At 66.6% G+C, this 24,197-nt stretch carries 33 protein-coding genes and 1 pseudogene; 1 reads left to right on the top strand and 33 read right to left on the bottom strand.

Annotated elements, in window-relative coordinates:
• The 33 genes and pseudogenes from ACZ4WS_RS16950 to ACZ4WS_RS17110 form a co-directional block, all read right to left on the bottom strand.
• Window positions 1–119: pseudogene (locus ACZ4WS_RS16950) on the bottom strand (DNA-directed RNA polymerase subunit alpha); the annotation flags it as partial.
• A 137-nt stretch (window positions 120–256) separates the two neighbouring features.
• On the bottom strand, window positions 257–661 hold the full coding sequence (rpsK, locus tag ACZ4WS_RS16955) for a 30S ribosomal protein S11 (protein WP_003956432.1): 405 nt from the start codon (window positions 659–661) through the stop codon (window positions 257–259).
• Window positions 662–727: 66 nt separating this feature from the next.
• Window positions 728–1,108 carry a 30S ribosomal protein S13 gene (rpsM, locus tag ACZ4WS_RS16960; RefSeq protein ID WP_467981123.1) on the bottom strand — a complete coding sequence of 127 codons (381 nt, stop codon included), beginning with the start codon at window positions 1,106–1,108 and terminating at the stop codon, window positions 728–730.
• Window positions 1,109–1,333: 225 nt separating this feature from the next.
• Entirely contained in the window at window positions 1,334–1,447 is a 114-nt protein-coding gene (gene rpmJ, locus ACZ4WS_RS16965) for a 50S ribosomal protein L36 (protein ID WP_003998809.1), read from the bottom strand.
• A gap of 69 nt (window positions 1,448–1,516) precedes the next feature.
• A complete protein-coding gene (gene infA / locus ACZ4WS_RS16970) occupies window positions 1,517–1,738 on the bottom strand; it encodes a translation initiation factor IF-1 (RefSeq protein ID WP_003948620.1) in 222 nt (73 codons plus the stop codon).
• A gap of 141 nt (window positions 1,739–1,879) precedes the next feature.
• Window positions 1,880–2,716, bottom strand: a complete 837-nt coding sequence (gene map, locus ACZ4WS_RS16975; protein ID WP_467981125.1) for a type I methionyl aminopeptidase — start codon at window positions 2,714–2,716, stop codon at window positions 1,880–1,882.
• Window positions 2,717–3,040: 324 nt separating this feature from the next.
• Window positions 3,041–3,697, bottom strand: coding sequence for an adenylate kinase (locus tag ACZ4WS_RS16980; RefSeq protein ID WP_467981127.1), 657 nt, complete (start codon window positions 3,695–3,697; stop codon window positions 3,041–3,043).
• Window positions 3,697–5,013, bottom strand: a complete 1,317-nt coding sequence (gene secY, locus ACZ4WS_RS16985; RefSeq protein WP_467981129.1) for a preprotein translocase subunit SecY — start codon at window positions 5,011–5,013, stop codon at window positions 3,697–3,699. Before secY ends, ACZ4WS_RS16980 begins: the two co-directional genes overlap by 1 nt.
• A 246-nt stretch (window positions 5,014–5,259) precedes the next feature.
• Window positions 5,260–5,715 (bottom strand): 50S ribosomal protein L15, encoded by a 456-nt coding sequence (rplO, locus tag ACZ4WS_RS16990; protein WP_053746341.1) that lies wholly within the window; start codon window positions 5,713–5,715, stop codon window positions 5,260–5,262.
• A 2-nt stretch (window positions 5,716–5,717) separates the two neighbouring features.
• Entirely contained in the window at window positions 5,718–5,900 is a 183-nt protein-coding gene (gene rpmD, locus ACZ4WS_RS16995; protein ID WP_005313525.1) for a 50S ribosomal protein L30, read from the bottom strand.
• Window positions 5,900–6,502 carry a 30S ribosomal protein S5 gene (rpsE, locus tag ACZ4WS_RS17000; RefSeq protein ID WP_055513610.1) on the bottom strand — a complete coding sequence of 201 codons (603 nt, stop codon included), beginning with the start codon at window positions 6,500–6,502 and terminating at the stop codon, window positions 5,900–5,902. The genes rpmD and rpsE overlap by 1 nt, the downstream gene beginning before the upstream one ends.
• A 64-nt stretch (window positions 6,503–6,566) precedes the next feature.
• Entirely contained in the window at window positions 6,567–6,950 is a 384-nt protein-coding gene (rplR, locus tag ACZ4WS_RS17005; RefSeq protein WP_067367094.1) for a 50S ribosomal protein L18, read from the bottom strand.
• A gap of 3 nt (window positions 6,951–6,953) precedes the next feature.
• A complete protein-coding gene (rplF, locus tag ACZ4WS_RS17010) occupies window positions 6,954–7,493 on the bottom strand; it encodes a 50S ribosomal protein L6 (protein ID WP_467981132.1) in 540 nt (179 codons plus the stop codon).
• A gap of 24 nt (window positions 7,494–7,517) precedes the next feature.
• Window positions 7,518–7,916 (bottom strand): 30S ribosomal protein S8, encoded by a 399-nt coding sequence (rpsH, locus tag ACZ4WS_RS17015; protein WP_190037509.1) that lies wholly within the window; start codon window positions 7,914–7,916, stop codon window positions 7,518–7,520.
• 212 nt (window positions 7,917–8,128) lie between these two features.
• A complete protein-coding gene (locus ACZ4WS_RS17020; RefSeq protein ID WP_003948630.1) occupies window positions 8,129–8,314 on the bottom strand; it encodes a type Z 30S ribosomal protein S14 in 186 nt (61 codons plus the stop codon).
• 5 nt (window positions 8,315–8,319) lie between these two features.
• On the bottom strand, window positions 8,320–8,877 hold the full coding sequence (gene rplE / locus ACZ4WS_RS17025) for a 50S ribosomal protein L5 (protein WP_075028517.1): 558 nt from the start codon (window positions 8,875–8,877) through the stop codon (window positions 8,320–8,322).
• Complete coding sequence (gene rplX, locus ACZ4WS_RS17030) at window positions 8,877–9,200, bottom strand: 50S ribosomal protein L24 (protein ID WP_019072281.1); 324 nt, start codon at window positions 9,198–9,200, stop codon at window positions 8,877–8,879. The genes rplE and rplX overlap by 1 nt, the downstream gene beginning before the upstream one ends.
• Before the next feature lie 2 nt (window positions 9,201–9,202).
• Window positions 9,203–9,571 carry a 50S ribosomal protein L14 gene (rplN, locus tag ACZ4WS_RS17035; protein WP_003992364.1) on the bottom strand — a complete coding sequence of 123 codons (369 nt, stop codon included), beginning with the start codon at window positions 9,569–9,571 and terminating at the stop codon, window positions 9,203–9,205.
• 104 nt (window positions 9,572–9,675) lie between these two features.
• Window positions 9,676–9,963, bottom strand: a complete 288-nt coding sequence (gene rpsQ, locus ACZ4WS_RS17040; protein WP_319090396.1) for a 30S ribosomal protein S17 — start codon at window positions 9,961–9,963, stop codon at window positions 9,676–9,678.
• Window positions 9,963–10,187, bottom strand: coding sequence for a 50S ribosomal protein L29 (gene rpmC / locus ACZ4WS_RS17045; RefSeq protein WP_005481220.1), 225 nt, complete (start codon window positions 10,185–10,187; stop codon window positions 9,963–9,965). Before rpmC ends, rpsQ begins: the two co-directional genes overlap by 1 nt.
• Complete coding sequence (gene rplP, locus ACZ4WS_RS17050) at window positions 10,187–10,606, bottom strand: 50S ribosomal protein L16 (RefSeq protein WP_010986348.1); 420 nt, start codon at window positions 10,604–10,606, stop codon at window positions 10,187–10,189. Before rplP ends, rpmC begins: the two co-directional genes overlap by 1 nt.
• 5 nt (window positions 10,607–10,611) lie before the next feature.
• Window positions 10,612–11,457 carry a 30S ribosomal protein S3 gene (gene rpsC / locus ACZ4WS_RS17055; RefSeq protein ID WP_467981135.1) on the bottom strand — a complete coding sequence of 282 codons (846 nt, stop codon included), beginning with the start codon at window positions 11,455–11,457 and terminating at the stop codon, window positions 10,612–10,614.
• Window positions 11,457–11,804 (bottom strand): 50S ribosomal protein L22, encoded by a 348-nt coding sequence (gene rplV, locus ACZ4WS_RS17060; protein WP_307128872.1) that lies wholly within the window; start codon window positions 11,802–11,804, stop codon window positions 11,457–11,459. The genes rpsC and rplV overlap by 1 nt, the downstream gene beginning before the upstream one ends.
• A 42-nt stretch (window positions 11,805–11,846) precedes the next feature.
• A complete protein-coding gene (rpsS, locus tag ACZ4WS_RS17065; RefSeq protein ID WP_020132632.1) occupies window positions 11,847–12,128 on the bottom strand; it encodes a 30S ribosomal protein S19 in 282 nt (93 codons plus the stop codon).
• A 12-nt stretch (window positions 12,129–12,140) separates the two neighbouring features.
• Window positions 12,141–12,977 carry a 50S ribosomal protein L2 gene (gene rplB / locus ACZ4WS_RS17070; protein WP_030039757.1) on the bottom strand — a complete coding sequence of 279 codons (837 nt, stop codon included), beginning with the start codon at window positions 12,975–12,977 and terminating at the stop codon, window positions 12,141–12,143.
• 39 nt (window positions 12,978–13,016) lie between these two features.
• Window positions 13,017–13,433 (bottom strand): 50S ribosomal protein L23, encoded by a 417-nt coding sequence (gene rplW / locus ACZ4WS_RS17075; protein WP_467981137.1) that lies wholly within the window; start codon window positions 13,431–13,433, stop codon window positions 13,017–13,019.
• Window positions 13,433–14,089: a 50S ribosomal protein L4 gene (gene rplD / locus ACZ4WS_RS17080; protein WP_467981139.1), complete on the bottom strand. Its 657-nt coding sequence runs from the start codon at window positions 14,087–14,089 to the stop codon at window positions 13,433–13,435. The genes rplW and rplD overlap by 1 nt, the downstream gene beginning before the upstream one ends.
• Window positions 14,090–14,094: 5 nt before the next feature.
• Window positions 14,095–14,739 carry a 50S ribosomal protein L3 gene (gene rplC / locus ACZ4WS_RS17085; protein ID WP_467981141.1) on the bottom strand — a complete coding sequence of 215 codons (645 nt, stop codon included), beginning with the start codon at window positions 14,737–14,739 and terminating at the stop codon, window positions 14,095–14,097.
• A gap of 17 nt (window positions 14,740–14,756) precedes the next feature.
• Window positions 14,757–15,065, bottom strand: a complete 309-nt coding sequence (gene rpsJ, locus ACZ4WS_RS17090; RefSeq protein ID WP_003948644.1) for a 30S ribosomal protein S10 — start codon at window positions 15,063–15,065, stop codon at window positions 14,757–14,759.
• Window positions 15,066–15,505: 440 nt separating this feature from the next.
• Entirely contained in the window at window positions 15,506–15,649 is a 144-nt protein-coding gene (locus tag ACZ4WS_RS17095) for a hypothetical protein (RefSeq protein ID WP_467981142.1), read from the bottom strand.
• The gene (locus tag ACZ4WS_RS17100; protein WP_467981144.1) at window positions 15,601–16,251 is read right to left on the bottom strand and encodes a hypothetical protein; all 651 of its coding nucleotides are present in this window, start codon (window positions 16,249–16,251) and stop codon (window positions 15,601–15,603) included. The genes ACZ4WS_RS17095 and ACZ4WS_RS17100 overlap by 49 nt, the downstream gene beginning before the upstream one ends.
• Window positions 16,252–16,887: 636 nt before the next feature.
• Window positions 16,888–17,385, bottom strand: a complete 498-nt coding sequence (locus ACZ4WS_RS17105; RefSeq protein ID WP_467981146.1) for a hypothetical protein — start codon at window positions 17,383–17,385, stop codon at window positions 16,888–16,890.
• Window positions 17,385–23,558, bottom strand: a complete 6,174-nt coding sequence (locus ACZ4WS_RS17110; protein WP_467981148.1) for a DNRLRE domain-containing protein — start codon at window positions 23,556–23,558, stop codon at window positions 17,385–17,387. The genes ACZ4WS_RS17105 and ACZ4WS_RS17110 overlap by 1 nt, the downstream gene beginning before the upstream one ends.
• 437 nt (window positions 23,559–23,995) lie before the next feature.
• On the opposite strand from ACZ4WS_RS17110, the gene ACZ4WS_RS17115 reads away from it, so the two are divergent.
• Complete coding sequence (locus tag ACZ4WS_RS17115; RefSeq protein WP_467981150.1) at window positions 23,996–24,130, top strand: hypothetical protein; 135 nt, start codon at window positions 23,996–23,998, stop codon at window positions 24,128–24,130.
• Window positions 24,131–24,197 lie beyond the last annotated feature (67 nt).

A 24,197-nucleotide genomic window follows, 5' to 3' on the forward strand; every position in this document is an offset into this window, starting at 1 on the left:
CGACGGAGGGAGTTGCCGAGGGTGTAGCCGAAGCCCGGCTCCAGCGGCTCGATCACGAACCGGGAGCGGAATTCGTCGACGACCTCTTCGGTCAGCGACGGGCGCTGAGCAATAAGCATGAAGCAGTCCTTCAGTCATGGGCACCCACTATTTGATGCCCTTGCCACGGGCGGTAGCCCGATGTGTTCCAGCTACAAGGGTACGGGCGGTACGTCACCGAAGTGCCGTACCGCCCGAAACCTGAGACAACCGTGCGTCAGACGCGGCGGCGCTTGGGCGGACGGCAGCCGTTGTGCGGCGTGGGGGTGACGTCCTGGATCGAACCGACCTCGAGGCCCGTGGCCTGGAGGGAGCGGATCGCGGTCTCACGGCCGGAGCCGGGACCCTTGACGAAGACGTCGACCTTGCGCATGCCGTGCTCCTGCGCGCGGCGGGCGGCCGACTCGGCGGCCATCTGCGCGGCGAAGGGGGTGGACTTGCGCGAGCCCTTGAAGCCGACGTGGCCGGCGGAGGCCCAGGAGATCACGTTGCCCGAGGGGTCCGTGATCGAGACGATCGTGTTGTTGAACGTGCTCTTGATGTGAGCGTGCCCGTGAGCGACGTTCTTCTTTTCCTTGCGGCGCACCTTCTTGGCAGCGCCCTGACGACCCTTGGGGGGCATCTATTACTCCTACGGGAGGTGGTCGGTCCTACAGCGAAGACCGCTTGGTCAAGCGTCCGCTGAGGACTACTTCTTGCCCGGCTTCTTCTTACCGGCGATGGCGCGACGCGGGCCCTTGCGGGTACGAGCGTTCGTGCTGGTGCGCTGACCGTGGACGGGCAGGCCACGGCGGTGGCGCAGACCCTGGTAGCAGCCGATCTCGACCTTGCGGCGGATGTCGGCCTGAATCTCGCGACGGAGGTCACCCTCGGTCCGGATGTTGGCGTCCACGTACTCGCGGATCTTGACCAGCTCCTCCTCGGAGAGGTCACGAACGCGCGTGTTGGGGTTCACGCCGGTCTCGGCCAGCGTCTGCTGGGAAAGGGTCCGGCCGATGCCGAACACGTAGGTCAGGGCGACCTCCACACGCTTTTCGCGCGGGATGTCAACACCGGAAACGCGTGCCATTCAATGGCTCCAGTTGTCGTTCGGAGGTCTTCCGCAGAACCGATTCCCGCCCGCCGTCCTCTTCTGATCCAGAGATCGAAGATTCGGTACGAACCGGGTCCCCGGCCTCCGACCGGGGGTGTCAGGCCTGATGGTCCAATGAGACACAGTCCTGGATTCTGCGTATGAACATGTACTGCTTGCGTCGCGCGAAGTTTCTGCGGGTGCAGAAGGTTCGGTCGTGCGTCAGCCCTGGCGCTGCTTGTGGCGCGGGTTTTCGCAGATGACCATGACCCGACCGTGACGGCGGATCACCCTGCACTTGTCGCAGATCTTCTTGACGCTCGGCTTGACCTTCATTAGGTGAGGTTCTCCGGGTCAGTGCCACCACCCGTGCCCCGGAACGGGAACACGGAGTAAAGGCAAGATCTACTTGTACCGGTAGACGATCCGGCCACGCGTCAGGTCGTACGGAGACAGCTCCACCACGACCCGGTCGTCAGGGAGGATGCGGATGTAGTGCATGCGCATCTTGCCGCTGATGTGTGCCAGGACCTGGTGGCCGTTCTGGAGCTCGACCTTGAACATGGCGTTCGGCAGAGACTCGACGACAGTGCCCTCGATCTCGATGGCACCTTGCTTCTTGGCCACGCTTTGCCCTTCGAATCGACTACCTTGATCGACTCCGCGCGAGCGCATGCAGACATGCGGGTGCACGAGAGCCGACGAGTCAGTCTACGTCAGGGCCCTCGGAAAGACGAATCGAGGAAGAATGCCCGACTACGAAGATCATTAAGCCAGAGGATCCGGAGCAGCCGTGATCCCGTACTCCGCCAGCTTCGCCTTGCCGCCGTCCGGAGCCGTCAGGACCAGCGGGCCCTCCTCCGTCAGCGCGACGGAGTGCTCCCAGTGGGAGGACCAGGTGCCGTCGGTCGTGACGACCGTCCACTCGTCCTCGAGGACATCGGTCTTCGGTGTGCCCAAGGACACCATCGGCTCGATGGCGAGGCAGAAGCCGGGGACCAGCTTGGGGCCCTTGCCACGGCGGCGCTCGACGTAGTTCAGGAGGTGCGGGTCCATGTGCATCTCGGTGCCGATGCCGTGGCCGCCGTAGTCCTCGATGATCCCGTAACGGCCGCCGCCGGGCTTCGGCTGGCGGCGGATGTACGTCTCGATGGCACGGGAGACGTCGACGAGCCGGTTGCCCAGCTTCATCGCCGCGATGCCCGCCCACATCGACTCCTCGGTCACCCGGGAGAGTTCGATCAGCTCCGGAGAGTGACCCGTGCCCACGAACGCGGTGTACGCGGCGTCGCCGTGCCAGCCGTCGATGATCGCGCCGGCGTCGATGGAGATGATGTCGCCGTCCTTCAGGACGGTCTTGTCGTCCGGGATGCCGTGGACGACGACCTCGTTGGCCGAGGTGCAGATGGTGGCCGGGAAGCCGCCGTACCCGAGGAAGTTCGACTTCGCGCCGTGCTCGGCGAGCACCTTGCGCGCGACCTCGTCGAGGTCCTTGGTGGTGGCGCCGGGCACGGCCGCCTCGCGCGTGGCCGCATGGATGGCCGCGACGACCAATCCCGCCTCGCGCATCTTGGCGATCTGCTCGGGGGTCTTGATCTGCACCATGGCTGCTGCGGCCTTTCTGGACCGGAGAGTACGGACAACTTCAACGATACGGGTGCCGACACCCGCCTCGCGGCGTGATCTTTCAGCCGCGGCCGGCACCATCCAGCCCCTCCGGCGTTCGAGGAGCGTGGTCTGGGGCGGAGCCCCAGGACGATGGGGGTCCTCCCGCTCGAGCGAAGCCGAGAGTGGGGGAGGGAAGGGGCGGAGGGGGCGAAACCGCCGGAGGCCCCCGCCCACACTTCGGCCGCGGCACCCTCCCAGGGTGCCGCGGCCGAAACGACGTACTGCTTACTGCCTACGCGCCCCGCGAGAAGAACGCCAGCATCACGCGGTCTGACGAGCCAGCGCCTCCATGGCGCGCCCCGTGACCTCTTCCACCTTGCCGAGCGCCGAGATCGTGACGACCAGGCCCTGAGCCTTGTAGTAGTCGATGATCGGCTCGGTCTGCGTGTGGTAGACCTCGAGACGCGTGCGGACGGTGTCCTCGGAGTCGTCGTCCCGCTGGTACAGCTCGCCGCCGCAGACGTCACAGACGCCTTCCTGCTTCGGCTGCTTGTACGTGACGTGGAAGACGTGCGAAGAGTCGTTGCGGCAGATGCGGCGGCCGGCGATGCGCTTGACCACCTCGTCCTCGGGGACCTCCAGGTCGAGCACCGCGTCCAGCTTCATGCCCTCGGCGCTCAGCATCTCGTCGAGCGCCTCGGCCTGCGAGACGTTCCGAGGGAAGCCGTCCAGGAGGAAGCCGTTCTCCGCGTCGGCCTGCTCCATGCGGTCCTTGGCCATCGCGATGGTGACCTCGTCCGGGACCAGCTCGCCCTTGTCCATGTAGGACTTCGCCAGTTTGCCGAGTTCCGTCTGCTGGCTGATGTTGGCGCGGAAGAGGTCGCCCGTGGAGATGTGCGGGATCGACAGGTTCTTGGCGAGGAACGCGGCCTGCGTTCCCTTGCCGGCACCGGGCGGCCCGACGAGGACGATTCGCATCAGCGGAGGAACCCTTCGTAATTGCGCTGCTGAAGCTGGCTCTCGATCTGCTTCACCGTCTCGAGACCGACACCCACGATGATCAGGATGCTGGTACCACCGAACGGGAAGTTCTGGCTTGCCCCGAAGCCAACCAACGCCATCGTCGGTACGAGAGCGATCAGACCCAGATACAGCGAACCCGGCCAGGTGATCCGGTTGAGTACGTAGCTGAGGTACTCAGCGGTCGGTCGGCCAGCCCGGATGCCCGGGATGAAGCCACCATACTTCTTCATGTTGTCCGCGACTTCCTCGGGGTTGAACGAGATCGCCACGTAGAAGAACGCGAAGAAAACGATCAGAAGGAAGTACATGCTGATGTAAATCGGGTGGTCACCCTTGGTCAGGTTCTGCGTGATCCAGGTTTTCCAGCCCGCGTTGCTGTTGGAGAACTGGGCAATCAGAGCCGGGATGTAGAGCAGCGACGACGCGAAGATGACAGGAATCACACCCGCCTGATTGACCTTCAGCGGGATGTATGTGGACGTACCGCCGTAGGAACGGCGGCCGATCATCCGCTTCGCGTACTGAACCGGAATGCGTCGCTGGGCCTGCTCGACGAAGACCACCAGGCCGACCATGACCAGGCCGACGAGGATGACGGTGCCGAACTCGATCCAGCCGTCGGCCAGCGTGCCCTGGGTCTTGATGGCCCACAGCGCGGACGGGAAGGTCGCGGCGATCGAGATGAACATCAGGATCGACATGCCGTTGCCGATGCCGCGGTCGGTGATGAGCTCGCCGAGCCACATGACGACACCCGTACCGGCGGTCATCGTGACGACCATCGTGATGGTGGTGAAGATCGACTGGTCCGGGACGATCTCGTTCGCGACCTGGCAGCCGCTGAACAGCGCGCCGCTGCGGGCGGTCGCGACCAGACCGGTGCCCTGGAGGATGGCCAGCGCCACCGTCAGATAACGGGTGTACTGCGTGATCTTCGCCGTGCCGGCCGAGCCCTCCTTCTTGAGGGCTTCGAGGCGCGGGATCACCACGGTCAGCAGCTGCAGAATGATGCTCGCCGTGATGTACGGCATGATGCCGAGCGCGAAGATCGTGATCTGCAGCAGAGCGCCACCGCTGAACATGTTGACCAGACCGAACAGACCCTGGTTGCCCTTCGAGGCCACGTCGATACAGGTCTGCACGTTCTTGTAGTCGACACCCGGGATCGGGATGTGCGTACCGACCCGGTAGACCACGATGATGGCGAGCGTGAAGAGCAGCTTCTTGCGCAGGTCGGGCGTCCTGAACGCCCGGGCGAACGCGGTGAGCACGGTGCCTCCTGCGACCCCCGCGCAAGTGCGTCAGAGGTGACGGTCTTGAGGATTCGACAAAGGACTTGACGACTTAGTAACGGCCGACCGACGCCCGTGGTGCCCCTGCGGAGCCCCCGGGGAAAGTTGGCAGTGCAGGCCACCTTACCGGCGAGACTGCCCCCCTTGGAACGACCAACCGGGGATACCCCATTTGTGGGGTATCCCCGGTCGGGATCGCTCAAGTCATCGAGACGCCTGATGAAGTCAGACGAGCTCGGTGACGGTACCGCCGGCGGCGGTGATCTTCTCCTTGGCGGAGCCGGAGACGGCGTCGACCGTCACCTGCAGCGCCACGGAGATCTCGCCCTGGCCGAGGACCTTGACGAGGCTGTTCTTGCGAACGGCACCCTTGGCGACGAGACCCTCGACGGTGACCTCGCCACCCTCCGGGTACAGCGCGCCCAGCTTGTCGAGGTTCACGACCTGGAACTCGGTCTTGAACGGGTTCTTGAAGCCCTTCAGCTTCGGGAGGCGCATGTGGAGGGGCATCTGCCCGCCCTCGAAGCGCTCCGGAACCTGGTAGCGGGCCTTCGTGCCCTTGGTACCACGACCGGCCGTCTTACCCTTCGACGCCTCACCGCGACCCACACGGGTCTTCGCGGTCTTGGCGCCCGGGGCGGGACGGAGGTTGTGGATCTTGAGCGGGTTGTTTTCCGCCATGATCAGTCGACCTCCTCAACCGTCACGAGGTGGCGGACGGTGTGCACCATTCCGCGGAACTCGGGGCGGTCCTCCTTGACGACCACGTCGTTCAGGCGCTTGAGCCCGAGCGAACGCAGGGTGTCGCGGTGGTTCTGCTTGCTGCCGATGTACGACTTCGTCTGCGTGATCTTGAGGCGGGCCATTACGCACCCGCTCCCGCACGCGCACGAAGCAGAGCCGCGGGGGCGACGTCCTCGAGGGGCAGACCACGGCGAGCCGCGATCTCCTCGGGACGCTGCAGGCCCTTGAGGGCCGCCACGGTCGCGTGCACGATGTTGATCGCGTTGGACGAGCCGAGCGACTTCGACAGGATGTCGTGAACGCCGGCGCACTCGAGCACCGCACGCACCGGGCCACCGGCGATAACGCCGGTACCGGGGGAAGCAGGCTTGAGCAGGACGACGCCCGCAGCCTTCTCGCCCGTGATCGGGTGCGGGATGGTGCCCTGGATACGGGGGACCTTGAAGAAGTGCTTCTTGGCCTCCTCAACACCCTTGGCGATGGCGGCCGGCACCTCCTTGGCCTTGCCGTAACCAACACCGACGGTGCCGTCACCATCGCCCACCACGACCAGCGCGGTGAAGCTGAAGCGACGACCACCCTTCACAACCTTGGCGACGCGGTTGATCGCGACAACGCGCTCAACGTACGCGGTCTTCTCGGCAGCAGCGCCGCCGTCACGGCCCTTCCGGTCCCGCCGCTCGCCGCCACCGGCACCGCTTCCGCGGCGCTGGGGTCCAGCCATTGGATTACCTCTCTCTTTTTCCGCTAGCTACGCAGCGACCTAAGTCGCTAGCGCGACGGGCGACTCAGAACTTGAGTCCGGCTTCGCGGGCGGCGTCCGCCAGGGCGGCGATGCGCCCGGCGTACTGGTTACCACCACGGTCGAATACGACAGCCTCGACACCGGCAGCCTTGGCGCGCTCGGCGACCAGGGCGCCGACCGACTTGGCCTGCGCGGACTTGTCGCCCTCGCCGCCGCGGACCGTGGTGTCCAGGGTCGACGCCGACGCCAGGGTGTGACCCTTAACGTCGTCGATGACCTGGGCCACGATGTGGCGGTTGGAGCGCGTCACGACCAGGCGCGGACGCTCAGCCGTACCCGAGATGTGCTTACGGATCCGGATGTGACGACGCTTGATGGCAGCACGCTTGTAAGCGTCGCCCTTAGCAATCTTGACACCGTATGCCATGGCTTACTTACCCGCCTTTCCGACCTTGCGGCGGATGACTTCGCCTTCGTACTTGACGCCCTTGGCCTTGTACGGGTCGGGCTTGCGCAGCTTGCGGATGTTGGCCGCAACCTCTCCGACCTTCTGCTTGTCGATGCCCTCGACCGAGAACCGCGTCGGGTTCTCGACCTTGAAGGTGATGCCTTCGGGGGCCTCGACGGTGATCGAGTGGCTGTAGCCGAGCGAGAACTCCAGGTTGGAGCCCTTCGCCAGGACGCGGTAACCGACACCGCTGATTTCGAGCTTCTTCACGTAACCCGTGGTCACGCCGGTGATCATGTTCGCCACCAGCGTGCGGGACAGGCCGTGGAGGGCCTTGTTCTGACGCTCGTCGTTCGGGCGGGTGACGTTCAGAACGCCGTCCTCACCCTTAGCGATCTCGATCGGCGCCGCGACGGTGTGGGAGAGGGTGCCCTTGGGGCCCTTCACCGAGACCGTACGGCCGTCGATGGTGACGTCCACGCCGGCGGGAACCGTGATGGGGAGCTTGCCAATACGCGACATAGCTGTTTCCTCCGTTCCCTTCCGCTACCAGACGTAGGCGAGGACTTCTCCGCCTACGCCCTTCTTGCCGGCCTGCTTGTCGGTGAGGAGACCGTGCGACGTGGAGATGATCGCCACGCCGAGGCCGCCAAGCACCTTGGGCAGGGAGGTGGACTTCGCGTAAACCCGGAGACCGGGCTTGGAGATCCGCTTGATGCCCGCGATGGAGCGCTCACGGTTCGGGCCGAACTTCAGCTCGAGGACGAGGTTCTTGCCGACCTCGGCGTCCTCGACCTTCCAGCCCGTGATGAAGCCCTCCTGCTGGAGGATCTCCGCGATGTGCGACTTGATCTTGCTGTGCGGCATTCCCACGGTGTCGTGGTACGCCGAGTTCGCGTTACGCAGACGCGTAAGCATGTCTGCGATCGGATCAGTCATGGTCATGAATTGGCCTTCGGCCTCTCTCGCCGGGGTTTCCTGTATGCGCCATCCCTCTCCCCACTCAGTGGCGGGACGGGTGCGGTGCGGGGACCTACGGCGTAGTAAGTCGGTCGGGGCGGCAGGCGCCCAACCCTCCTAGCCTAAGCCATGGAGGGGCGGGCACCTGACCGAGCCCTTTACTTACCGAGAGCCCTGGAATCCCTGAAAAGCGGGGACTACCAGGAGCTCTTGGTCACGCCCGGCAGCTCGCCACGGTGAGCCATCTCACGAAGGCAGACGCGGCACAGGCCGAACTTGCGGTACACGGAGTGCGGACGACCGCAGCGCTGGCAGCGGGTGTAGCCACGCACACCGAACTTGGGCTTACGAGCAGCCTTGGCAATCAGAGCCTTCTTCGCCATCTCGCTTACGCCTCCTTGAAGGGGAAGCCGAGGTGACGGAGAAGGGCACGGCCCTCAGCGTCGTTGGTCGCCGTGGTCACCACGGTGATGTCCATGCCCCGGGTACGGTCGATCTTGTCCTGGTCGATCTCGTGGAACATGACCTGCTCCGTGAGACCGAACGTGTAGTTGCCACGGCCGTCGAACTGCTTGGGGGACAGACCACGGAAGTCGCGGATGCGCGGCAGCGCGAGCGACAGAGTGCGGTCCAGGAACTCCCACATGCGGTCGCCACGGAGCGTGACGTGGGCACCGATCGGCTGACCCTCACGCAGCTTGAACTGCGCGATGGACTTGCGGGCCTTGGTGACGGCCGGCTTCTGACCGGTGATCGTGGTCAGGTCACGGACGGCACCGTCCATGAGCTTCGAGTCACGGGCGGCGTCGCCGACACCCATGTTGACCACGATCTTGACGAGGCCGGGAACCTGCATGACGTTCTCGTACGAGAACTCCTCACGCAGCTTGCCCGCGATCTCCTCGCGGTACTTCGTCTTGAGACGCGGAGTGGTGGTGGTAGCCATCAGATGTCCTCACCCGTCCGCTTGGCAACGCGAACCTTGTTGCCCTCATCATCGAAGCGGTAACCGACACGCGTGACGACCTTGTTGCCGTCCTTCTCCACGACGAGCTGAACGTTGCTCACGTGAATCGGGGCCTCGGTCGTGACGATGCCACCGGCCTGCGAACCCTTGGCGGTCGGGCCGGCCTTGGTGTGCTTCTTGACCCGGTTGACACCCTCGACCAGGACGCGCTCGTCGCGCGGGTAAGCGGCAATGACCTTGCCCTGCTTGCCCTTGTCCTTGCCGGTGATGACCTGAACCGTGTCACCCTTCTTGATCTTCATGCTTACAGCACCTCCGGCGCGAGCGAGATGATCTTCATGAACTTCTTCTCGCGCAGCTCACGGCCGACGGGGCCGAAGATACGGGTGCCGCGAGGGTCGCCGTCGTTCTTCAGAATGACAGCGGCGTTCTCGTCGAAGCGGATGTACGAGCCGTCCGGACGGCGGCGCTCCTTGACGGTGCGAACGATGACCGCCTTGATGACGTCACCCTTCTTCACGTTGCCGCCGGGGATCGCGTCCTTGACGGTGGCGACGATGACGTCACCGATGCCCGCGTAGCGGCGACCGGAGCCACCGAGCACACGGATGCAAAGGATTTCCTTCGCACCAGTGTTGTCGGCGACACGCAGTCGCGACTCCTGCTGGATCACGTCTATCTCCTGATGTGTCTGCCGGTTCCCGGCGAGCTCCGTAAGTCGATTTACGGAGCTCGCCGAGCCTGGCGGAACCAACCTGAGGGAAACCCCTCAGGTAATTACTTGGCCTTCTCGAGGATCTCGACGATGCGCCAGCGCTTCGTCGAGGACAGCGGACGGGTCTCCATGATGATGACCCGGTCGCCGACGCCGGCGGCGTTCTGCTCGTCGTGAGCCTTGAGCTTGTTCGTACGGCGGATGACCTTGCCGTACAGCGCGTGCTTGACGCGGTCCTCGACGGCGACGACGACGGTCTTGTCCATCTTGTCGCTGACGACCAGACCCTCACGGGTCTTGCGGAAACCGCGGCTCGTCTTGGTCTCTTCAGTCACGTTGCTCTCGCTCATCAGGCGCTCTCCACCGTTTCGATGCCCAGCTCGCGCTCACGCATCAGGGTGTAGATCCGCGCGATGTCCTTACGGACGGCCTTGAGCCGACCGTGGTTCTCGAGCTGACCGGTCGCCGCCTGGAAGCGGAGGTTGAACAGCTCTTCCTTGGCTTCGCGGAGCTTGTTGAGAAGCTCCTCGTCACCCAGTTCGCGCAGCTCGGACGCCTTGGTACCGGCCGACATCACGCTTCACCTGCCTCGCGCTTGACGATCCGGCACTTCATCGGCAGCTTGTGGGCTGCGCGAGTGAGGGCCTCACGAGCGATCTTCTCGTTGGGGTAGGACAGTTCGAACATGACCCGGCCCGGGTGCACGTTCGCGATCCACCACTCCGGCGAACCCTTACCGGAACCCATGCGGGTCTCGGCAGGCTTCTTCGTCAGCGGGCGGTCCGGGTAGATGTTGATCCAGACCTTGCCGCCACGCTTGATGTGGCGGGTCATCGCGATACGAGCGGCCTCGATCTGGCGGTTCGTCACGTACGCCGGCGTGAGGGCCTGAATGCCGTACTCGCCGAACGAAACCTGCGTACCGCCCTTGGCCTGACCACGGCGCTTCGGGTGGTGCTGCTTGCGGTGCTTGACCCTACGGGGGATCAGCATGTCGGTCAGGCCTCCGTTCCGGTGCTCTCAGCCGGAGCGGCAGCGGCGGCGGGAGCCTCGGCCTTGGGGGCCTCGGCAGCCGGCGCGGACTGCTGCTGCGGCTTGCGACCGCGACCGCCACGCTCGCCACCGCGGCCACCACGGGCCGGGCGGTCGGCGCCGCCGCCGCCACGGGCCGGGCGGTTGCCGGCGCGGGCAGCGGCGTTCTCGGCGCGGACCTCGGCGATGTTCTTGACGTCGCCCTTGTAGATCCAGACCTTCACACCGATGCGGCCGAAGGTCGTCTTGGCCTCGAAGAAGCCGTAGTCGACGTTCGCGCGGAGCGTGTGCAGGGGCACACGGCCCTCGCGGTAGAACTCCGAGCGGGACATCTCGGCGCCACCGAGACGGCCACCACACTGGATCTTGATGCCCTTGGCGCCGGCCTTCATCGTGCCCTGCATGCTCTTACGCATGGCGCGACGGAAGGAGACGCGGGAGGACAGCTGCTCGGCAACGGCCTGAGCAACCAGCTGAGCGTCGGTCTCGGGGCTCTTGACCTCGAGGATGTTCAGCTGGACCTGCTTGCCCGTGAGCTTCTCGAGGTCACCGCGGATGCGGTCGGCCTCGGCGCCACGGCGGCCGATGACGATGCCGGGACGCGCGGTGTGGATGTCCACCCGCACGCGGTCACGGGTGCGCTCGATCTCAACCTTCGAGATGCCGGCGCGCTCCATGCCGGACGTCATCATCCGACGGATGGCGACGTCTTCCTTGACGTAGTCCTTGTACAGCTTGTCGGCGTACCACCGGGACTTGAAGTCCGTGGTGATGCCGAGCCGGAACCCATGCGGGTTTACCTTCTGGCCCATTACCGGGTTCCTTCCTTGCTGCTGACGACCACGGTGATGTGGCTGGTCCGCTTACGGATCCGGTAGGCACGGCCCTGGGCACGCGGACGGAACCGCTTCAGGGTCGGGCCCTCGTCCACGTACGCCTCGCTGATGACCAGCGAAGTGGCGTCGGTGTGGTCGTAGTTGTGCGCGGCGTTGGCAATGGCGCTGTCAAGCACCTTGCCGACCGGCACGCTCGCGGCCTGCGGGGCGAAACGCAGGACCGCCTGAGCCTCCGTGGCATCCATGCCACGGATAAGGTCCACCACGCGGCGGGCCTTCATGGGCGTAACGCGGATGTACCGCGCCTGGGCCCTGGCTTCCATGGTTGTCCTTCCAGTGTCTGTCATGGTCATTCCACCCCGCTGTTAGCGGCGCTTCGACTTCCGGTCGTCCTTCACGTGACCCCGGAAGGTGCGCGTCGGCGAGAACTCGCCGAGCTTGTGGCCGACCATCGACTCGGTGACAAACACCGGAATGTGGGTCTTGCCGTTGTGCACCGCGATCGTGTGGCCGAGCATGGCCGGGATGATCATCGAGCGACGGGACCAGGTCTTGATGACGTTCTTGGAACCGGCTTCGTTCTGAGCGTCCACCTTCTTTACGAGGTGGCCGTCAACGAAGGGTCCCTTCTTGAGACTGCGCGGCATCTAAACCCGCTCCTAGCGCTTCTTGTTCGTCTTGCGGCGGCGGACGATGTACTTGTTCGAAGCCTTCTTCGGCGAACGAGTACGACCCTCCTTCTGACCCCACGGGGAGACCGGGTGGCGACCACCGGAGGTCTTGCCCTCACCACCACCGTGCGGGTGGTCAACCGGGTTCATCGCCACACCGCGGACGGTCGGGCGAACGCCCAGCCAGCGCTTGCGGCCGGCCTTACCCCAGTTGATGTTGCTCTGCTCGGCGTTGCCGACCTCGCCGACCGTGGCGCGGCAGCGCTGGTCGACCAGGCGGATCTCACCGGAGGGCATGCGGAGGTGGGCCATGGTGCCCTCCTTCGCGAGCAGCTGCACCGAGGCACCGGCGGAGCGGGCGAACTTGGCGCCGCCACCGGGACGGATCTCGATCGCGTGGATCGTGGTACCGACCGGGATGTTGCGGAGCGCCAGGTTGTTGCCCGGCTTGATGTCGGCCCCAGGACCGTTCTCGACGCGGTCACCCTGCTGCAGGTTGCGCGGGGCGAGGATGTAGCGCTTCTCGCCGTCGGCGTAGTGCAGCAGCGCGATGCGCGCGGTGCGGTTGGGGTCGTACTCGATGTGCGCGACCTTCGCCGGCACGCCGTCCTTGTCGTGACGACGGAAGTCGATCACTCGGTAGGCGCGCTTGTGTCCGCCACCCTGGTGGCGAACGGTCACACGACCGGCGTTGTTACGGCCGCCCTTGCTGTGCAGCGGGCGGACCAGCGACTTCTCCGGCGTGGACCGCGTGACCTCGACGAAGTCGGCGACGCTGGAGCCACGACGGCCCGGCGTAGTCGGCTTGTACTTGCGGATTCCCATTTCTCAGTCCTCGTCCGATATTCGGACCAGGGCGCTCCGTTAGGAGGCCTGGCCGAAGATGTCGATACGGTCGCCCTCAGCGAGGGTCACGATCGCGCGCTTGCTGTCAGCACGCTTGCCGAAGCCCGTCTTGGTGCGCTTGCGCTTGCCCTGACGGTTGATCGTGTTGACCCCGGTGACCTTGACCGAGAAGACCGCCTGGACGGCCTGCTTGATCTGGGTCTTGTTGGCGCCCGGCGCGACGACGAAGGTGTACTTGCCCTCGTCGAGCAGCGCGTAGCTCTTCTCGGAGACGACCGGCTTGAGGAGGACGTCACGGGGGTCCGTGAAGCTCTTGCTCAGCGGCGTCTCGACGGTGTTCTTGCCCTCGGTCTCGTGGCGCTTCGCCTTGGCGACGCGCGCGACCTTCTTGGCCTTGGCGGCCTTCGAGGCAATGCTCGGGTGACGCGTAGCCATCAGGCTTCGCTCCCTTCGGTGTCAGCGGCCTTGGGGCCAGACACGAAGGACTCGAAAGCGGCCTGGGTGAAGACCACGTCGTCCGAGACGAGAACGTCGTACGTGTTCAGCTGGCCCGGCTCCAGGATGTGGACCTGGGGCAGGTTGCGCGCGGAGAGCAGCGCGGCCTCGTCGGAGCGCTCGATGACCAGGAGCACGTTCTTGCGCTCCGAGATCTTGCCGAGCAGGCTCTTGGCGGCCTTGGTGGAGGGGGTCTCGCCCTCGATCACGCCGGTGACGACGTGGATGCGAGCGTTGCGGGCCCGGTCGGTGAGGGCGTGGCGCAGGGCCGCGGCCTTCATCTTCTTCGGGGTCCGCTGCGAGTAGTCACGCGGCGTGGGGCCGTGGACGACGCCACCGCCGGCGAACTGCGGCGCACGGGTCGAACCCTGGCGCGCGCGGCCGGTGCCCTTCTGGCGGTAAGGCTTCTTACCGCCACCGCGGACCTCGCCACGACGCTTGACCTTGTGCGTGCCCTGACGGGCAGCGGCCAGCTGCGCAACGACGACCTGGTGAAGCAGCGGGATGCTGATCTTCTCTACATCGAAGATCTCGGCCGGGAGCTCAACGGTCCCAGCGGTGTCGCCGGAGGGCGACAGAATGTCAATGGTGCTCATAGTCCTTAGGCCCCCTTGACCGCGGTGCGGACCAGGACGAGGCCGCCGTTCGGACCAGGAACCGCGCCCTTGATAAGGAGCAGGCCCTTCTCCGCGTCAACGGCGTGAACGGTCAGGTTCTGGGTGGTGACCCGCTCGTTGCCCATGCGACCCGCCATGCGGAGGCCCTTGAACACGCGGCCCGGGGTGGCGCAGCCACCGATGGAGCCGGGAGAGCGGTGCTTGCGCTGGGTGCCGTGACCGGCGCCGAGGCCCTTGAAGTTGTGACGCTTCATGACACCGGCGAAGCCCTTGCCCTTGCTCTTGCCGGTCACGTCCACCTTGACGCCGGCCTCGAAGGTCTCGGCGGTGATCTCCTGGCCGAGGGTGTACTCGCTGGCGTCAGCGGTACGGATCTCGACGAGGTGACGACGGGGGGTGACGTCGGCCTTGGCGAAGTGGCCCTTGAGGGGCTTGTTCACCTTGCGCGGGTCGATCTCGCCGAAGGCGATCTGGACCGACTCGTAGCCGTCGGCGTCGTTCGTACGGACCTGGGTGACGACGTTCGGGCCGGCCTTGACGACGGTGACCGGAACAACACGGTTGTTCTCGTCCCACACCTGCGTCATGCCGAGCTTCTCGCCCAGGATGCCCTTGATCTGCTTAGCCATTCTCAGATCACCGTTCCCTAGAGCTTGATCTCGATGTCGACACCGGCCGGGAGGTCGAGTCGCATCAGAGAGTCAACGGTCTTGGGCGTCGGGTCGAGAATGTCGATCAGGCGCTTGTGCGTGCGCATCTCGAAGTGCTCGCGCGAGTCCTTGTACTTGTGCGGCGACTTGATGACGCAGTACACGTTCTTCTCAGTGGGCAGCGGCACCGGGCCCGCGACCGACGCACCAGTGCGCGTCACCGTCTCGACGATCTTCTTCGCCGAGGAGTCGATGACCTCGTGGTCGTAGGCCTTGAGCCGGATGCGGATCTTCTGTCCCGCCATGGCTACTCAGTAGTCCTTTGTCTAGTGAAACGCTCTGGAACCCGGGGGTTCGCGTCCCGTCCTCCGACCCACGCGGTCGGGTGTGTCGCGCTCCTGCCGCACAGATATCCGTTACGGATTTCCCTACGAGGGACGCGGCTCGCCCGAAAGCAACCGCTGGACCGGGGGTTGGAACACCCACCGGGTGCCTGGCCCGCACCCCGCTGACACTTCCCGAAAGATTCCCGTACGTCCGCCCCAGCGCTGCCTTACGGCAGTTGAGGCGACGAGTACTGTGGGACTCGCTTCCGGTCCTCCCGACGGGAGGCGCGCAGCATCGGCACTCGACCGAGCAACTCCGACAGTCTGCCATATGGGACCGGGGGCTGGCTAATCGAGCCGAGGATCGTACCCCGAAGGTGACGAACGTCAAACACGGCGTGCGTCGGGTGACTGCCGGGTCAGCGCAGCGAGGGGTCCAGTTCCTCGCGCACGGTCCATGACTCCGGCACGCCCTCCGTGCCGGTGCCCGACATGATCGCGGCGCCGAAGAAGGTCAGGAAGCCCGCCAGCGCGGCCAGCCCCGCCGCGGCGAGCACCGACACGAGGCCGAGCAGGTACGGGACGGTGGCGAGCGGCGCGGCCAGGAGGACGAGCAGGAACCCGCGGTACGCGGCCGTGAGGGCCGCGGCGCGGGCACGGCGGCGCGGTCCGGCTCGGTGGTGTGTACGGGGGCGGGATCCGACTCGCTGGTGTGCGCGGCGGCGAGATGCGGTTCGGTGCTGTGCGCGGCGGCTGCTTCGCCGCGCAGCCAGGGCGCCCAGTCCTCCTCGTGCGTACACCCCCACACCACATGCCCGCTGTCGGTGACGAACGCGGCGGGGACGATCCTCCGCCGGTCCGTGGCCGCGATCTCCTTCCACCGGGTGAGCCAGCACAGCCAGCCCTCGTGGCCGGCCAGCCGGGCGGCGGCCTGAGCCAGGTGCTTCTCCCCCGTGGCGATCTTGAAGTTCGCGCCGTCCATCGCCCTCAGCCGCTCCGGCCGGGCATCGCCCGCGCCGTCCGCCTCCAGTTCCAGCCGGCGCGAGACGTCAACGATGGTCTTACCGACACCGGTGGGGGCGGGTCTGCGGCACATCTCCTTGACCCCGCCGGCGTTCCGCACCCGTACGGCGTGGACGCGCCCCGCGGCGGCGTCCTCCCGCAACAGCCGCTGGGCGGCGCCTCGCCCCGCTCATCCACCCCGGCGGCCAGCACGTCCAAAGAGGCCTCATCCCACCGGGAAGCCACCAGAGCGCCAGTCAGCTCCCGGCTCAACTCCGCCCAAAACCCCACCCGTTCGAACAGCAAGCCCTGCCCGACCCGCTCACCGCTGCCCTCCAGGACACCACCAAAGGCGGTGCAGGTGGCCGTCGCCATCAACCTGGCCACACCCTTCCCCCCTTATCCCCGCACGATCCCGGTCAGTCCCCCGCAGCGGCCACCCCGGGCACTAGGCGCTCCGATCGACCTAACGAACGACCATCACACAAAGACACGGCCTCACCATGTCCCGCCGATCCGCCCGCCCCCGCACCCGAGAGGCACCGCAACGCACGGGAGACCATGACCGTCGCCATCCCACGACGCAGCGAAGGAGCAACACCCCCACTCACAAAAACAGCGGAAACCGTTACCAGGCAGGCGGAAACGGATGACAGAGTCCAAGGAACCGCCCCGATGACGCGAAGCAGCATCAACCAGCCTGCTTAAGCCAAACCCCCAACAGTTGAAGACCCTCCATGGAGCTGCGGGGTGCGGTCCTTCCGCACCCCGCAGCCTCACGGTCACGCCGGAGGTGCTGTCACACCGCCAGGAAGAGAATCGCGGCGGCCAGCAGCTGGGGCAGCAGGGCCAGGATCCCGAAGAACAGGGCTCTGTTGCGGGCGACATCCGCCTCCAGGCCTCGCAGCCTCGTCCAGCTCCATGCCACGACGGTGGTCAGCAGAGGCAGAAGCGCCACCGCCACACATCCCGCCGCGTACAGCGCCGAGTGACCGGTGGCCATCGTCCACAGCGGCCAGGCGATGCCCAGGTCGAAGAGCAGCAGCACTACCAGGCCGGCCCGGACACCACGCGCCTCCCTTCCCTCGGGCCGCCCGAGGTACGCGGCACTGTAGATCGTGGAGTGCACCACGGTCACGAGGACACCAAGGCCGACCGTGGTCTGGGCCCAGTCGTTCAGGGCCGACAGGAGATTCACTGACGGCAGTTCCGTGACTGCATTGCCCACCAGCTCGAAGGTGGCGATCCCGATCACAAACAGGAGTGAGATGCGCAGCTGCTTGATCAGGCGGCGCATCACAGAGCCGCCGTCATCCTGCGAGCGAGGACCGAGGTGACTCGTCGCACGTGGAGCTTCTTGCCTACCTTGATGATGTACCGGGCAATCCTTCTGATGGCTTTACGGCCGCCCGCCTTGTTGGAAAGCCACTGCCCGATGCCGCCGACAGTGAGTCCGATGGCCGCCCCGACAACGAACTTCTGGAAGAAGTTGCTCCAGGTGAACCCGCCGTCCCAACGGGTTTCGACGTAGTAGCTCACGGCATCCGCGAGGCCTCCCACAATCGCGCTGCAGGCCCAGAGCAGGCCTGCCGCGTAGGCCAGGCAGAGCGACTCCCCCACCGCCGTGATCAATGTTGCAGCGGCCCAGATCGCCGCCGTGCAGAGTGTATTGGCGGTGATGTGTCGCCACCCGCTCGGGCAGGTGCCGTCCAGATCGGTGCAGTTGCTGCCGTCCCCGTTGCAGTAGTCGTACGTGTTCGCACTCCCGCTGTATATCGGGTCGACCTGAAGGAAGCGGCCGGTCGAGGCGCTGTACAGGCGGGCGCCCATGACGCTGACGGCGCTGGCCGTGTCCGTCGTGAGCTGGTACGAGCCGAGCCAGCCGAAGGCGAGCGCGGTCGTGCCGTCCTGGATGTTGCCGTACTCGTCGTAGCGGCTCACCGTCGCCGTGCCCGAACCGTCCAGGTTCAGGGTCACCGCGATGTCGCCGTGGAGGTTCTCCAGCTGGAGCACCGGCGAACCGGAGTCCGTGACCTTCGCCGCGAGCGCGCCCGAGAGATCGATGACGTTCCGGGTGACGCTGCCCGTGCCGGTCCCGCTCCAGGTCGCCGAGTCGCTGCCGTTGGCGTAGTGACTGGTCATCACGCTGTCCGTCGTCCACGTGGCCCCGCTGTCCGCCGTGCTCGCGGACGTGGTCACGGCCGGCCGGCCCGCCGCGTCCAGGCCGTAGCTGGTACGGCTGGTGCCGGTGGTGATGGACGCCGCCAGGTCGTTGGCGTAGTACGTGTAGGTGCTGCTGCCGTCGGTCAGGGTGCGGCCGAGGGCGTCATAGGTGTAGCCGGAGTCGACGAGGCGGTCGGCCGAGTCGTACGTGTGGCTGGTGGTCGCGGTCGTGGTCGTGCTGCAGTCGGCGACCGTGCTGCTGGTGGTGGCCAGCGCGGTGCGGTTGCCGGACGCGTCGAAGGTGTACGCGCGGGTGGTGCAGCCGGTGGCCGTGGTGTCCGCGGCCTGGGTGATGCGCCCCTGGGTGTCGTAGGTGTAGCCGGTCTGCACCGAGGAGCCGTCGGTCTGGGTGTGCCCTGCCTGCTGGTTGGTGATCAGGTAGTCGACCGAGTCGGACAGGACGGTGGTGTCGGCGCTGTCCGTGTAGACCCGGGAGGTGGTGTTGCCCGCCGGGTCGACGGTGACCGTCGACGTGTAGTCGCCGGGCAGGGTCTCACCGGTCAGGTGTCCGTCGGCGTCGTAGGTGCCGGAGAAGGTACCGGCCTCGGAATCCTTGGCGGTGAGGGTGTTGCCGTCCGCGTCGTAGTCGTACGTGGTGCTCGCGCCCGTGGAGTCCGCCCAGGAGGCCAGCAGGCCGAGGGAGTTGTACGCGTAGGTGGTGGTGTTGCCCGCGCCGTCGTCGTACGAGAGGAGACGCCCGAGACGGTCGTAGGCCGACACGTCGGTCCTGCCGTTGGCCGTCTCCGAGAGCAGGGCCCCGGAGTCCTCGTCGTAGGCGTACGACGTCTTGGTCACGGCCGTCCCGAGGTCACTGGTGACCTGGACGGACGTCAGCCGGTCCGCGTCGTCGAAAAGGCTGACGGTGGTGCGGGTCGAGCTCCCCGCGACCTCGGACGCCTTGGTGACCTGACCCCACCGGTTGTACTCGTACGTGGTGGTCGTGGCCGCGGTCGGATTGCTGCCGCCGCCCGTGATCGCCGCCGCGGGGACGGTCCGGCACAGCTGTCCCGCCCAGACCGCGCTCACGCACGTGCCGGAGCCGGAGGCCGTGTAGTACTCGTACCCGAGGGTCGCCGCGTCCGAGCCGGACGAGCCCGCGGTGCGCGAGGTGACGATGCGTCCACTGTCGTCGTAGGTGTACACGTGGTCGGTGGCCGATGATGCCGTGGACGAGCTCTTCGTCGCGCCCGTCGACCAGTCGTAGCTGGTCGTGGTGGTCACCGTCTCGGCGTCCGCGCTCACACCGGGCAGGGAGGCGCCGGTGGTGGACGAGGTCTCCAGGCCGGAGACGACCGCGTCCGACGGGCGGTTTTCGTCGTACCCGTACACCGTGTGCTCGCGCGCCGGAACGATGCCCCCGGCGGCGTACTCGCCGGCGGCCGCGGCGAGCGTGATCTCGTGCAGCGGCCCGTAGGTGTCGGTGACCTGCTGGCCGTCGTCCGAGTACTGGGTGACGTCCGCGAGCTGCGCCGCGCGATCGGCCGTCGTCAGGTCGGTCAGGCCGAGCTGCGCGAGCTGTTCCTCGGCGTCATCGCTGGTGCCGAGGGCCAGTTCGCGGTTGGCCGCGGACAGCGTGAACACCTCGTTGCCGTACAGGTCGTACGTCGAGGTCATGGTCGCGCCCGACGGGGAGACGGTGTCGACCGCGTTGCCGTTGGCGTCGATGTAGGTGACCGTCGCCGAACCGTAGGCGGCCGCGGTCAGGTCACCGCCCGCGTGGGACACGGGGTCCGCGTCCTGGGCGAGCACCGCCGTGGCGTCGGTCGGGGCGTCGCTCTGCGCCCAGGCGTCCACGGTGTCCGCGTCCATCTGGTGCGGCGCACTGGTACCGGAGAGCGGTACGTCGTACACGACGCTCGAGGTGGTGCTGGAGCCGTCGACCGTGTCCGTACCCGCGGTGAGGGTCGCACGGGACGCCGACAGCAGCATGCCCGCACCGGCGGTCAGCGCGGAGCCGGCCTTGCCGTACGTGAACGTCCACGGCAGCTGACCCGGCTTGGTGAGGGTGGCAACGCGGCCGTCGGAGTCGTAGGTGTACTCCGTCTTCAGCGCCGGACTGACCCGCGGGTCCCAGACCTGCCGGAGCTTGCCGGAGGCGCCGTACGCGTAGGAGGCGACGGTTTCGGCGGTGGCCGAGGAGCCACCGGGGCTGGTGGCCCACAGTTTGATCGCCTTGACCTGACCCGCGTAGTCGCCGAGCGCGCTGTCGGTGGCGGTCGTGGAGTCGGCGTAGACGAACTCCAGGACGCGGCAGCCCTTGGTCGTGGGCGTCGCCTGACAGGTCGCCGCCTTCACCGCGCCGGTCGGGGAGATCACGTACTTGGGGCGGGCCAGGGTCTGGCTGCCGGAGGTGACGGTCTCCGAGACCGTGGTGACCGTGGAGTCGTCGACCGCGGTCGCGGACGAGGACAGGGTCCAGGTCGTCGCCGCGTCGGCCGCCTTGGCGAACACCGTGGTGTTGGCGTCGGTGTCGGTGAGCGTGAACGTCGAACCGCTGAGCGTCCCGGTCAGCGCCAGGGACTCGGCACCGGTCTGTGATGCCCAACTGCCGTCCGAGTTCAGCGTGAACGCGATCGCGCCGCCGTCACCGGAGAGCAGTTCCACCGAGGTGTCGGAGGTCTCGCGGATCTGCGTGTAGTCGCTTGCTTCGGCGGTGATGGAGGAGGTCCAGCCGGGACCGAAGATCTCGGACTGGCCCTCGGTGTCGGTGTCGTTGGCACGCGAGGAGTACGTGCGCTCCACGCTCGCCGCGAACGCCGAGGCGTCGGTGGCCGACAGGGTGTAGTCGCCGGTGAGTTCGTTGACCGTACCGGGGCCGACCTCGGTGGCCGGGGCGGTGCCGGCGTCGCGGTCGAGGGTGACCTCGACGGTCTGCGAGTGGCCGGTGGTGGTGCCGTCGGTGAAGGCTGCGCGCAGCTCGATCGCGCCGTCCTCGGAGAGGCTGGACACCGTGTTCCACACCAGCTTGGTCGCGGTACCGGAGGTGACGGCGACCGGCCAGGCGGAGACCGCGCTGCCGGAGGCGGTGACGTCGCCGACCGGAACCGTGTGCCAGGAGTCGGTCTCGCCGCGCCGGTACTGCCAGGTGGCCCCGGTGTAGCTGGTCAGGCCCTTGGCGGACAGGGTGAGGCGGCGGGCGGTGGTGTCGCCGTCCTGCGGGGAGAGGATCGCGGCGCCGTCCGCGCCGACGCCGAAGCTGTAGGCGGTGGTGGCTGAAGAGAGGTTTCCGCCGGAGTCGACCGTGCGGGCGTACAGCGTGTGCCAGCCGTTCGCGGGGTCGATGGAGACGGTTGCCGAGTCGCCGCCGGTGCCGTTGGTGGTGTCCAGCTTCTTGTTCGGCAGGCTGCTGTTGTCCAGGCCCCAGTAGTAGCCGGCGCCGTCGGTGGAGGAGGTGTCGATGGTGCAGGACACGGCGTCGTCAGCCTTCGCCGTCCAGCCGTTCTCCTCGTACGTGTCACAGGTGACCGTCGGGGCGGCGGGCTTGCCGGTGTTCATCACGAACGTGGTGTAGCCGGTCCACGAGCCGTAGTCCGTGTCGTCGTCGGCGCGGACCCGATAGCGCAGATGGACGCCCGCCGGGAACGCCGAGGCCGACGGGATCGTCAGCTTGGCCGTCGATCCGGAGGACACCGCGGACGTGGTCTCGGTGTACGAGTACGTGGTGTCGGCGTAGTCCGGGTCGGCCGTGACCTCGAACTGGGCCTTCGTCTTCGCCCCGTCCGGATCGGTCACCTTCGCCGACAGGGTCGGGGTGAGGGAGCTGACGTACCGCTTGCCGTTGTAGGCGTTGACCTGCGACGGCGAGATGGCGAGCGAACTCGGGGTCACCGGGTAGGAGTTGTACGTCACGGTCAGGTGCGGCTCGGTGGAGCCGTCGCCGGAGACGTAGTTCGCCGAGCGGAAGCGCCGCCAGGTCGTCGAGTCCGTCTCGGACGCGCCCGCGATCCGGATGCCGTAGTTGGACGAGCCGGTCGACCAGTCCCACACGATGTCGTCGATGTCGAAGTTCATCGTTCCGGCCGGGCAGGAATCGCTGTAGCCCTTGGCCGCGGTGTTCGTCACCGCGCCGGTCGTCGTGGTGGACGGCTGGTCGGACCAGGTGATGCCCGACGACGACCACGAGGAGGTGATCCGCCGCACCTGCGTGCCCGCACCCGACGTGGAGCACGTCGAGGAGTAGTACGAGTACAGGGCGAGGTTGGTGTCGATGATGTCCTTGCCCTTGAAGGCCGACACGTCAAACTTCAGATACGAGCGCGCCTTGGTGGTCCCCGCGTCGTAGGTGCCCGACTTCAGCTCGGTCGAGGAGACCTGCGAGTCGGTGTAGTTGGTGGCCACCCAGGTGTCGGTGGTGACAGCGAGGGTCGAGGTCGGGTCGACGGTGACCGGGTAGATCAGGTCCTGGTCGAAGTAGTCGGCGTCCGGGGTCAGCACGAGGGTCTGGGAGCCGTCGTCGGCAGTCTCGACCTTCGTGGTGACCTTGGCCTGGTGCTTGGACTCGCCGGAGGCGTCGTCCTTGGACGCGTCCCACATCGTCGGCGCGGGCGCCTCCGCGACCAGCTCGCCGTCGGAATCCTTCAGCAGGAGGTGACCGGAGTCGGCGACCGACAGCTCAAGTCCTGTGAGATTCAAGGGAATGCGGTACTCCAGGCCCTTCTCGGGCGCGGAATCCAGGACGACGTTCTGGCTGAAGCCCTGCGACAGGGCCGTCACGGTCAGGGTCTGGCCGTCCCCCAGGTCGTAGGAGGCGGTGTCGTCCTTGACCGACGGGGTCGGCAGCTTGGACTCCCAACCCAGGCCGAACGACTTGTCCCCCTTGTCGACCGACACCAGCGCGGTGTCCCCGCCGTCCGAGACGGCGATGTCCGCGGCCGCCACGCCCGGCTCGAGCGAGGCGCCGGTGTCCGAGAGTGAGGTGTCGATGTCTTTCCAACTGCCGTCCACCTCCTGCCGGATCGGCCCGGCATACGTGGACGTCTGCATCGCACCGCTCGGCAGTGCGTACGTCGTCGAGGTCGCCGTGCGCTCCGACAGCACCTCGATCTTCCGGTCCTGCAGGCGGGCCATCAGCAACGCCGCCGCGACCGAATCGGCCGACGAAGCCGCCGACTTGGTGTCGTAGACCGTTGTCGCCGTCACCTCGGTGCTGCCGGAGTCTGCGGCGAACGCCGCCCCCGTCTCCAGCGACACCAGCGCGGCCTCCGCCGCGAGCACGGCGGCCACCGCCAGTGCCGTACGCCTCAGCAAAGCGCGCGAGGATCTCTCGCGCCCCCCTGAGACCGGGAAGAGCCGTCTCCCCTTTTGTCTCATCAACACTCCCTGAGATCACCGCGCAACGCCCCATGCGTCACGGGTGGACGCGATGGAATGCCAAGTACCTGTGAAGAGATCTCCTGGGCGTGATCACGAGATGATCAAAGATGAGGACAGAGGCTCTCCCCGCTCTTGACCTGCGTTCAATCCATATTCCGGAGGCTGTGAATTCTATGGACCGGCGATGAGTGACCTTTCAGTCAAGCTGAGGCATCGCGGGCCAAAGAATCTCAAGAGGGGTGCATAACCTGTGAAGTTGCTGTTGTGAACTCTGTTATCGACTTGTGTCAGTTGCCGATGCCGGACTGGCCGGCCGCTCTACGAGTTGCGGCCGGTCCTCTCGTCCATCAAGCGCCGCTCGGGAGGCACACATGCCCAGGCCCCTGGTCGACATCGACGACGACATCGCGGATGACCGGGCCCGGGCACTGCGCCGGCTCCAGGACAACGCTGACGCGTTCCTCGACTTCGACGTCCTTGAAGAGCGAGCGCGGTCGGGTCTGTGACGTCGGCCTTGGCAGGAACACCACCACGCCCCACCCTCCGTCTGGAGCACTCCCCCGCGACACCGAA

This window comes from Streptomyces sp. NPDC029292 (assembly GCF_055569295.1).